This is a genomic window from Ruegeria sp. CDSC054 (assembly GCF_059610645.1).
This window is the reverse complement of sequence record NZ_JBXWOA010000001.1, coordinates 787,810-797,924: the sequence shown is the minus strand read 5'-3', so window position 1 is coordinate 797,924 and position 10,115 is coordinate 787,810. Positions and strand designations below refer to the sequence as shown.

Annotated in this window: 8 protein-coding genes and 1 pseudogene; 2 read left to right on the top strand and 7 right to left on the bottom strand. The window is 54.5% G+C overall.

Features of this window, described 5'->3' with window-relative positions; genetic code table 11:
• A pseudogene (locus AC2FGC_RS03925) lies at positions 1 to 279 on the bottom strand (dienelactone hydrolase family protein); the annotation flags it as partial.
• Between the two features lie 94 nt (positions 280 to 373).
• The gene (locus tag AC2FGC_RS03920; protein WP_496781157.1) at positions 374 to 1,537 is read right to left on the bottom strand and encodes a pyridoxal-phosphate-dependent aminotransferase family protein; all 1,164 of its coding nucleotides are present in this window, start codon (positions 1,535 to 1,537) and stop codon (positions 374 to 376) included.
• 134 nt (positions 1,538 to 1,671) lie between these two features.
• On the opposite strand from AC2FGC_RS03920, the gene AC2FGC_RS03915 reads away from it, so the two are divergent.
• Together AC2FGC_RS03915 and AC2FGC_RS03910 are read left to right on the top strand one after the other, a co-directional pair.
• Complete coding sequence (locus AC2FGC_RS03915; protein ID WP_496781440.1) at positions 1,672 to 4,548, top strand: FAD-binding and (Fe-S)-binding domain-containing protein; 2,877 nt, start codon at positions 1,672 to 1,674, stop codon at positions 4,546 to 4,548.
• Positions 4,549 to 4,557: 9 nt separating this feature from the next.
• Positions 4,558 to 5,235 (top strand): GntR family transcriptional regulator, encoded by a 678-nt coding sequence (locus tag AC2FGC_RS03910; RefSeq protein ID WP_496781155.1) that lies wholly within the window; start codon positions 4,558 to 4,560, stop codon positions 5,233 to 5,235.
• Between the two features lie 42 nt (positions 5,236 to 5,277).
• On the opposite strand, the gene AC2FGC_RS03905 is transcribed toward AC2FGC_RS03910, so the two are convergent.
• The 5 genes from AC2FGC_RS03905 to AC2FGC_RS03885 form a co-directional block, all read right to left on the bottom strand.
• Positions 5,278 to 6,354 carry an Ldh family oxidoreductase gene (locus tag AC2FGC_RS03905; protein ID WP_496781439.1) on the bottom strand — a complete coding sequence of 359 codons (1,077 nt, stop codon included), beginning with the start codon at positions 6,352 to 6,354 and terminating at the stop codon, positions 5,278 to 5,280.
• Positions 6,344 to 7,216, bottom strand: coding sequence for an ABC transporter permease (locus AC2FGC_RS03900; RefSeq protein WP_109312708.1), 873 nt, complete (start codon positions 7,214 to 7,216; stop codon positions 6,344 to 6,346). The genes AC2FGC_RS03905 and AC2FGC_RS03900 overlap by 11 nt, the downstream gene beginning before the upstream one ends.
• Positions 7,213 to 8,022 (bottom strand): ABC transporter ATP-binding protein, encoded by an 810-nt coding sequence (locus tag AC2FGC_RS03895; RefSeq protein ID WP_108859902.1) that lies wholly within the window; start codon positions 8,020 to 8,022, stop codon positions 7,213 to 7,215. The genes AC2FGC_RS03900 and AC2FGC_RS03895 overlap by 4 nt, the downstream gene beginning before the upstream one ends.
• Positions 8,019 to 8,978 (bottom strand): ABC transporter substrate-binding protein, encoded by a 960-nt coding sequence (locus AC2FGC_RS03890; RefSeq protein WP_282120629.1) that lies wholly within the window; start codon positions 8,976 to 8,978, stop codon positions 8,019 to 8,021. Before AC2FGC_RS03890 ends, AC2FGC_RS03895 begins: the two co-directional genes overlap by 4 nt.
• Before the next feature lie 125 nt (positions 8,979 to 9,103).
• Positions 9,104 to 10,024 (bottom strand): fumarylacetoacetate hydrolase family protein, encoded by a 921-nt coding sequence (locus AC2FGC_RS03885; RefSeq protein WP_496781152.1) that lies wholly within the window; start codon positions 10,022 to 10,024, stop codon positions 9,104 to 9,106.
• Positions 10,025 to 10,115: the final 91 nt, after the last annotated feature.

Genomic DNA, 10,115 nt, shown 5'->3' with positions numbered 1-10,115 from the left:
ACCAGCAGGTCGGACAAGGTAGCCCCGTACGTCGCCGGTCCCATTTGGCGAGGGATAGGTGATGTAGTCTGCATGGACATCGGGATCGTTGAATGACACCTGCTCGGCCAATGCATAGTTCGGGCTGAGCATGTTCAGCAACGCGACCGCAGATAACCCACCAACCGCGAACTTACCTGCGCGGTCCAGAAACTGGCGCTTAGTGATTTTGCCGTGCGCGTAAAAATCGTACAGGTCCAGAAGTTCCTGGTCGAAGTCTTTTGCCGTCATGCGAGTCATGGTCAATCTCCTGATGAGGTGGCGGTTCGGAGTGAGAAGTCGTCAGATCATGGTGTCGTTGTTGGTTTGAGTTTTTTTGTAACTCTGTCCAACGTCAGGCAGCCTTGAGATGCTCCAAGGCAGCCTGTGTGCCGCCTCCGTTATGAGGCATACTGTTCTTGGCTAGCCCCATTTCTACGCCAGAAAGGGTGGCCATCAACATTAGGTCGTTGAAGTCGCCCAAATGACCAATGCGGAACACCTTGTCGGCTACCTTGGACAGACCATTTCCTAGTGAGATGTCATAGTGCTCCAGCGCCGTAGCACGAAACGCATCGGCAGAGTGACCCTCTGGGACCTTAACCGCAGTCAAGACGCCCGATTCCTGACCTTGATGTGTGCACAAAACCTCAAGACCCCAGGCGCGCACGGCAGCCCGTGTCGCGGCTCCGTGTCGGGCATGACGGGCAAAAACATTGTCCAACCCTTCCTCGTGCAACATGTCGATGGCCTCATTTAATCCATAGAGAAGATTGGTGCCGGGGGTGTAAGGAAAGAACCCCTTCTGATTTGGTCCGACCATATCTTGCCAATCCCAGTAACTTCGCGGCGTGGTCACGAATTTTGAGTGTTTCAGCGCCCGATCGCTCACGGCGTTGAAGCTCAGACCAGGCGGTAACATCAATCCCTTTTGCGAGCCGGAGACACACACATCGATCCCCCAGTCATCGAACCGAAAATCAATCGACGCAAGGCCGGAGATGGAGTCCACGATTAGAAGTGCAGGGTGCTTGGCTGCGTCTATGGCCCTGCGCACTTCCTCAATTGGTGAGACTGACCCGGTTGACGTTTCGTTGTGGACGACGCAAACCGCCTTGATGCCGTGCTGCTCGTCTGCACGTAGACGGTCTTCAATCTGATTGGGGTCCGCGCCGCCACGCCAATCTCCTTCAATCAGCTCTGGTTGCAGCCCTAGTTTTCCAGCCAAGTTGCACCACATGAAGGCGAAATGCCCTGTTTCGAACATCAGAACTTTTTCGCCTGGCGAAACCGTGTTCACAAGTGCGGCTTCCCATGCGCCGGTGCCGGATGAAGGATAGATAAAGACGTTCTGTTTTGTCCTGAAAATCGTCTTCATGCCATTTAGGGCCTTATTCCCCACTTCAGCAAAATCCGGTCCTCGATGATCAATGGTCTGCGTGCTTATGGCTTTCAGGATGCGCTCTGGCACAGCACTCGGCCCCGGAATCTGCAAAAAATGTCTGCCTGCCTGACGCATTTGAACTGATCCTTACGCTGGTGCCAAAAGAGTGGTGCTATTGCCTATTGCAAAAGGTAATTATGAATTCATTATTCAGTCAACGGTGAAGTGAAGCGTTTTATAAGACTTGAAGGGAAGGGAAGGCGAACCTGATGGTAGAGAATGGATCGTTGTACCGCCGACTGTTGTCTGATGTTCGGGGAGAGGTGATGTCAGATCCGGCATCGCTTGCTCGATACTCGACAGATGCCTCAATCTATCAGATGACACCGGACGCTGTGGTGATCCCTCGGTCCACTGAAGATGTCCAAGCTGTAATGTCCATTGCGCGGGACGAAGGAAGTTCGGTTCTGCCTCGCGGCGGCGGCACCTCGCAATGTGGGCAAACGGTCAATCAGGGTGTTGTGCTGGACAACACAAAACACTTGAATCGTATACTAGACGTAGACGTTGAGAAGCGTATTGCGCGCGTTCAGCCCGGTGTTGTTCTGGATCAATTGAACCAAGCGTTGAAGCAGCATGGCCTGTGGTTTCCCGTGGATCCGTCAACAGCGTCTCGTTGCACTCTTGGGGGGATGGCAGCAAACAATTCTTCAGGCGGAAAGTCTCTGCGATACGGGATCATGCGAGACAACGTCCGTGCGATAAACGCAATCATGGTTGACGGCACGGAAGCGCGGTTCAGCGCTGATACGGCCGCATCAGGCGATTATGCGGATCTTGTTGGTGATATGCGCGCTCTTGGGCGTCGCGAGGCAGCTGAAATTGACGCTCGTTTTCCTAAAGTCCAGCGCCGTGTGGGCGGGTACAATATCGACGCGCTCGTAGGTAACGACATCAACATGTCCCATTTGTTGGTGGGGTCAGAAGGCACATTGGCCTATTTCACAGAACTGGAATTAAGCCTGGCTCATCTACCGGGCGCGAAAGTTACCGGTGTGTGCCATTTCCCGACATTCCGTGCTGCCATGGAAGCCACCCAGCACATCGTGACACTCAACCCGCAGGCGGTAGAGTTGGTCGACGACACCATGATTGCCTTGGGGCGTGAAATCCCATTGTTTCGCGAAACGATTAATGCATTTGTTGAAGGCAATCCCGAAGCCCTGCTGCTGGTGGAATTCGCCGAGGGCAGCGCCGAGGCCAATGCTGCAAAACTGGTCGAGCTTTCGCAACTGATGGGAGACCTCGGTTTTGCTTTCAGCGGTGCGGAACATCGGTGGGGCGGCGTTGTCTCTGTTACGGACAAATCTTTGCAGAATGCTATCGCCGAGTACCGAAAATCCGGGTTGAATGTCATGATGTCGATGAAAGAGGCAGGCAAACCGATCTCTTTTGTCGAAGATTGCGCCGTCCCTTTGCCCGACCTCGCCGATTACACCGTTGGCCTAACCGAAATATTTGCCCGGCATGGCACAAGGGGAACATGGTATGCGCATGCCGCGGTGGGGTGTTTGCACGTGCGCCCTGTGCTGAACATGCGGCAAGACAAAGACGTCCGGACAATGAGGGCGATCGCCGAAGAAACATTTGATCTGGTCAAAAAGTATAAAGGATCTCATTCAGGTGAACATGGTGACGGGATCGTACGATCAGAATTTCATGAAAAGATGTTCGGTCAGCGTATCGTTTCTGCGTTTGAACAGGTTAAGAAACGGTTTGATCCAAACGGGGTAATGAATCCCGGCAAGATCGTGAACGCGCCTGCCATGGATGACCGCCGACTGTTCCGCTACGGCCAGGACTATTCGGTTCCTGAATTCGAAACGACGCTGGACTGGTCTGCTTGGCCGGGTGCCGGAGGAGGGTTTCAGGGCGCCGTCGAGATGTGCAACAATAATGGTGCATGTCGCAAGCTCAAGGGCGGCGTTATGTGCCCTTCTTTCCGAGCGACCCGAGACGAGCGAGACGCTACACGTGGGCGGGCAAATTCGTTGCGGTTTGCCATCAGCGGGCAGATGCCAGGCGGTTTGTCGTCTGATGCCATATTGGACACAATGAAGTACTGTGTGTCCTGCAAAGCTTGCGCTCGGGAATGTCCGACTGGTGTCGACATGGCGCGAATGAAAATCGAAGGGTTGTCAGCAAAGCGTAAAAAAGATGGGCTGACGTTGGCAGACAAATTGATAGCTTACCTGCCCCGATATGCACCAAAAGCCGCGAAAGTCGCGTGGCTTATGAATTTACGAAACAAAATTGCACCCTCGCGTAAGCTATTGGAGGGACCGACTGGTATTTCAGCGCGACGTGATCTGCCAGTGTGGTCTTCTGCTCCGTTCCGTGATGTCGAGGCTCAGGACAATGATCCGCAGGTGTTGCTGTTTGCCGATGTGTTCAACCGGTATTTCGAGCCAGAAAATTTACGCGCTGCAGTTCGGGTATTGCGGGCAACGGGACTTCGAGTGGCCGTGGCCCGAGACGATCGATCTGACAGGGCTTTGGATTGCGGACGTACGCTCTTGGCTATGGGGTGCGTGGACGAAGCGCGACACGAGGCACAACGCGTGATTTACGCGACGCGAGAGGCGGTTGCAAAAGGTGTTCCAGTAGTCGGGCTCGAACCTTCCTCTATCCTCACGTTCCGGGATGAATTCTTGGCTCTTTGCCCGGGGCCGGAAACTGAGATGTTGTCGAACGCAACGTGTACCTTTGAGGAATTTCTGGCCGATCAGCCGGACTTGCCCCTGAAGCCGTTGGATCGCCCGATCTATGTGCATGGGCATTGCCACCAGAAAGCACACGATGCCGTCAAACCGATGCTCAACCTTTTGAATCGTATTCCGCAGGCACAGGTGCACATGATAGAAAGCGGTTGTTGCGGAATGGCCGGGGCGTTTGGGTATGCGCCTGACACTATCGATGTTTCGATAAAGATGGCACAACTTGACTTGTTCCCGGCGTTGGAAGCAGCACCTATAGATGCAGTTATCGTGGCCGATGGGACATCTTGCCGCCATCAAATCGCCGAAGGTACGCAGCGGAACCCCATGCACGTCGCGCGCCTGTTGGATATGGTTCTTGATGTTTAGGAAATGGAAATGAACCTGACGGACAGCATTAAACGCCCGACCCTTCACGAAGAACTGGTCGAAAGGCTGCGTAACCTGGTTGTCGAAGATGTGCTAAAGCCGGGTGAAAAAGTGCCCGAGAAGCAGCTTTGTGACTCGTTGGGGGTCTCACGGACACCTTTGCGAGAAGCTTTAAAGGTGCTTGCATCAGAAGGCTTTGTGGTACTTCAAGCCAACCGGGGGGCCCGCGTCGCAAGTGTCACGCGAGAGGAATTGGAGAATACGTTTCCAGTGCTTGCGACGCTTGAGCAACTGGCGGGAGAGTTGGCATGTCAGCATATGGATTCCGCTGAAATTGAACTAATCGAACGTCGCCACGCCGATATGCTGAAAGCCTATAAGTCACATGACCGACAGGCATATTTTAAGGCCAATCAGGACATTCATCAGGCACTGATACGTGGCGCGCGAAACGATATCCTTGCGAGCCACCACAAGCTGTTAGCCGCACGGGTCCGCCGCGCACGTTTTATGGCCAACTTGTCGGACGAGCGCTGGGCGCAGGCCATTGACGAACATGAAGCCATGATGGAGTTACTCAGGGCCCGTAATGCAGATGGGCTTGGAAAATCCATGAAGCTTCACATGATGAACAAACTTTCTGCTCTTGTGAAAGCGCTGGAGGCAGAGGACGAGACACCTCGCTAAACTTTCGTCAAAAGCGCCTACCAGCTTCCGACGGATGCGCTGTTAGTCAACGCTGAGACTAGGAAACAGAGGGGATAGCCTACAGTCCTCAGCAAGTTTGTTGAGGTCTCGACAAAGAGCGGGGTTCAGCCTCACACCGTCTTTGCGGCGGGCTTCTGCGGCAGCCGTTTTGCCTTCGCCCGGCAGGCGCACGGGATCATGACCAGGCAGGGGGGGAGATGCACGCATTTCAGAAAACACGCGGGCTGCGTTAGAAGCAAAGTCTTTGTCCAATCCAAAAGCTGCCGGATCAAGCGCCATTACAAATTGCCCTGTGTTCGTGGACGACGTTGTGTCTGAGGTGAAGTTAACCACATCAGAGCCGAAGGCCGCGCCGTTCAAGACCCCGGCCATCAACCCGATAGCCACCGAAAGACCGAACCCTTTCGGACCGCCGATCGGCAAAAGAAACCCTTCTGACTTGAGGGCGGGGTCCGTCAATGGGTTTCCATCACGCCCAACCATCCAGCCTTCGGGCATGGGCTTGCCTTGCTGCAACAGGGTTTTGATCTTACCCATCGCTGCAACAGTTGTCGCCATATCAAACACAAATGGGTCGGGGCCATCGACAGGGGCGGAAAAAGCAATGGGATTGGTGCCAAGAAGCAAATCGCTTCCGCCATAGGGCGGGACATGGTTCGCGCTGCCCACTGCTGCTGCCATACCAAGCAACCCTGCCTCAGCTTGTGGACGCACATAAAGTGCGAGTGGTCCAGCATGGTTGCCGCGCCGAACACCAACCCATCCGATGCCGGCCTCTTTTGCCTTTTCAATTGCAAGATCCCGAGCCGCCGACATAGCCAGATGGCCGAGGCCGTCATCTCCGTCGATCAAAGCGGTTGCAACAGTCTCATGTACTACTGTGACTTTTGGCGTAGGATTGGAGCCACCTCCCGCCAGCCGGGCTAGATACTGTCGCAGGCGAAAGACACCGTGCGTGCCATAGCCATAAATGTCGGCCTCAACCATCGTCGAGGCCACCTTGTCCGCATCTGATTTTGGCACACCTCGAGTTTCGAGTGCGGCCGCCACAAATTCACGCAGGGTGTGGCAGTCAATTTTCAAAGGCTCAGAAGTCATCTCTTCCCACCTGTTCCTTGTGCCAGAACACCAATTTACGCTGTGTCCAAACCACCGACGCAAATACGACCAGACCGACAAGGCTGAGATACAGGATTAACGAGAAGACGCGCGGCGTGTTGAGCTGCGAGGCGGCAACCCGAATAAGTTCGCCAAATCCCTTGCCACCGCCTAGGAATTCTCCTGTGATCGCACCGGCCATAACGCCGACTGCTCCGATCTTGAGGCCGGTAAAAATCTGCGGCAGGCCAGTCGGCAGTTTCATCTTGAACAATGTCTGCATCCGACTTGCGCCCATCGTCTTGAAAAGCATACGCGCGTTTTCATCGGCGGCGTGAAGCCCAGCCGCAGTACCGACCACGATTGGAAATGTCGCGATAAAGGCAGCAAGTGCGACCTTTGATTCAATACCAAAGCCCAACCACGCTACAAAGAGTGGGGCAAATGCCACTTTTGGCATGGTATCTATCGCCACCAGGTAAGGCATCACTGCCTTTTCACCAAATGCCGTTTCCCCCACCAACACGCCCAGCGAAAATCCGATCGCGATTGCCAGTGCAAAACCATAGATAACTTCTTTGATTGTGATCCACAGCGCCCCAAGCATGTAGCCGCCAGTCAATAGATTTTGTCCCACGAAGATCATATCTTTTAGGGTTTCCATCGGTGTCGGCAAAATGATTGGGGAAACCAGCCCAAGGCTCGTGACACTTTGCCATGTGCCCACGAAAACCACGAAGACAAAGGTCATCGCCAGCCAGCGTGGAACCGAGTCGATAAAGTGAATTTTCTGTTCCCATACAGTGTCTTCTGCGGTGTCAGAATCCTTTAGGGAAGGTGAGTGGTTATGAACGTCGCTCACATTTCTTCTCCCTTATCCAGGAGGCCGCGAATGTAGTCTACAATAGCGCCAAACTTGGGCGTGGTCATCATATCCAACGTGCGTGGGCGTGGCAGGTCGACCTTCACGATCTCGGCAATCCTGCCCGGGCGTGGTTTCAACACGACGATTTCGTCGGACAAAATCACGGCTTCCTGAATAGAGTGCGTAACAAGAAAAGCAGTCGCATCCTGTTCATGGCAAATCCGCTGCAGTTCCATATTCATCATGTCGCGTGACAGTTCGTCCAGCGCGCTGAACGGTTCGTCTAACAAAAGCACGGCTGGTTCTGTGATCAGCATTCGGCAGATTGAGGCGCGCTGTGCCATGCCGCCCGACAATTCGTTCGGGTATACGTTTTCGAACCCCTTCAAACCCACGATGTCCAAAAGTTCGTGAGCCTTGCCCATTGCTTGCTTGGCGGCTGCCTTGCCATCGCGGATCTCGATTGGCAGCACGATGTTTTCCACGGCCGTTTTCCAGGGGAATAGTGTCGCCTGCTGGAACATCATACCAATGTCTCGCCGGGGACCGGTCACTGGCAGACCTTGTAGGATCACACGCCCTTTGGTGGGAGGGATCAAACCCGCCATGATCTTGAGCAGAGTGGATTTCCCGCACCCGCTGGACCCAATGACAGAAGTGAAGCTGCCTTTCCGTAGCGTCAGATTAATGTCCTCAAGCGCAACAACAAGGTTGCGTGCATAGGTCTTGCTTAAATGGGTCAATTCGTAGACCGGCGTGCCCAAGGGCGCGCCGGAAAACTCTTGTGCGGCTGCAGCGTTCATTTGCTGGCGGCCTCGTTGCCAATGGCGGCAAATTCATTGGTCCAGGCGGCGCTCAAGTCATCAAGCGGTCCCGGAATTTCGCCCCCTGCGACAAGTGCGTCTTGCCATTCTTGCCAAACCTCGGCGGGGTACCATCCCAGACCATTGCTTGGATCCGCTGCTATGGTCTTCGAGCGAACAGCATCGAACAGCGCGGCCTGGAATTCTTTGTCTTCGCCTTCCTGCGGATTGCCGTCCGCCAGATGCTTCAGTACGGCTTCACGGTTAGCATCATCGAGAGCAAAGGCATGGCCGCGTGCGAACGCGCGGCTCCAGGCCTCGACCAATTCGCGATCGTTGGCGATTGTGTCAGCCATTGTGGCGATACCGTTTCCGAAGAAACGCCCGAATTCCGCAGGCGTAATGTCACGCACCTTCATTCCGCGCTGGTTCAGGATTGCTGTATCAGCCGTCGAAGCAGAATATGCGTCGATTTCGCCGTTCAAGAAAGCTGCTGTCGCCGGGCCGCCGTCGCCAACGGTAAGAAATGTGAAATCCTCACCTTCTTTCATACCTGCACCGGTCAAGACGTTTCGTGCAAAACCCACTTCGGCACCGTCTGCGGTGCCGGTTCCGATGACCTTTCCGCGCAGTTCCTCAACGCTTTGGACTGCAGAATCTTCTGGCACTGCGATGCCAAAGTTGCTGCGCGCTGCCACGTTGTAGATATGTACGGCATCCACATCGCGCGACCGCGCTGCAATCAGAGGTCCGGGTCCAGGGCGACCGAAATGCGCTTGCCCAGCAGACAACGCCTGAAGCACGGCGCCTGAGCCGTTGATCGCCTCGACCGTCACGTTCAATCCTTCATCTGCGAAGTACCCTTCGCCAATGGCGACAAACACAGGAAATGAGTTGATTGCCGAAGGGCTTGGTTGCACGAAGGTGATTTCACGCAAGTCTTGCGCAAAACCCATTGTTCCTAGTGCTCCTGCTACCGGAACAGCAGTAAGCAGGGACGCTGTGAAAGTCCTTCTGTTCATCATTGTAGTCTTCCTCCCTTGAATGTTGACGCCTCACAGCGATTGCTGCGTAGGAGCCATTATACGGCGCGCACTGTGTTCCTTAGCGTGCCGATTTCGGAAACCTCGCAAACTACGACGTCCCCGTTTTTCAAAAACTGCGGCGGTTCCATTGCGTATCCGACGCCTGATGGCGTACCTGTCGCAATGATGTCTCCTGGTTCTAGTGTCAGGCCTTCTGACAAGGATGTGATCAACGTTGGAATGTCGAATATCATGTCCGACGTCATCCCGTTTTGGCGCTGCTCACCGTTTACTGTCAGTCCGATCGACAGAGCTTGCGGATCGCGGATGGCATCGGCGGTCACGATGTAGGGACCAATTGGGCAAGATCCATCAAGCCCTTTGCCTTTGAAGTACTGGCCGCCATGGCGGCGCTGTATGTCTCGGGCGGTTATGTCGTTCAGAATAGAATACCCAAAGACATGATTAAACGCATCTTCCTTGGTGATATTACGCCCGCGCTTCCCTATCACGACTGCCAACTCGACTTCGTAGTCGATGGACTGCGACACCGAAGGGAAAAGTAGGATGTCGGCGTCTGGTGCAACGACCGAGGTCGGCGGCTTGGTAAAGAAAACCGGATGTTCGGTGATGCCGATTTTCTCTTTTTGCGCCCGTTCGCCTTCTGCGATGTGCTCAGCGTAGTTTCGCCCCACACAGAACACGTTCTTACGTGGCGTGGGAATGGGCGACAGAAGAGGCGCGTCTTCGGGGACGAGCAAGTCCTTGAGTTCGCCTGCCTCACCCGCAGCAACAACGGCGTTCAACGCCTCCAGCGCGGTCTGATCGCCTTCGATAATCAGCTGCATCGTGCTTACATCAAGAGCCGTATCCGGCATGAGCATCTTAATCGCACGCGAAACATCCAACCTGCTTCCGTTAGCAAGCATTGCGACACAAACGGCGTGGCCATCTAATGAAACAGTCGCTAAACGCACTCGGCTCTCCTCCTACATGCTGGCGCCCACTTAGGTCACCGATCTTGGCAGGCGACTCAGATTTGGTTGTCACTTGCCCTTGAGTTTTTGC

Coding starts and splice junctions, on each gene's coding strand:
- AC2FGC_RS03920 (WP_496781157.1), bottom strand. CDS start 1,537: ATGCGTCAGGCAGGCAGACATTTTTTGCAGATTCCGGGGCCGAGTGCT.
- AC2FGC_RS03915 (WP_496781440.1), top strand. CDS start 1,672: ATGGTAGAGAATGGATCGTTGTACCGCCGACTGTTGTCTGATGTTCGG.
- AC2FGC_RS03910 (WP_496781155.1), top strand. CDS start 4,558: ATGAACCTGACGGACAGCATTAAACGCCCGACCCTTCACGAAGAACTG.
- AC2FGC_RS03905 (WP_496781439.1), bottom strand. CDS start 6,354: ATGACTTCTGAGCCTTTGAAAATTGACTGCCACACCCTGCGTGAATTT.
- AC2FGC_RS03895 (WP_108859902.1), bottom strand. CDS start 8,022: ATGAACGCTGCAGCCGCACAAGAGTTTTCCGGCGCGCCCTTGGGCACG.
- AC2FGC_RS03890 (WP_282120629.1), bottom strand. CDS start 8,978: ATGGGTTTTGCGCAAGACTTGCGTGAAATCACCTTCGTGCAACCAAGC.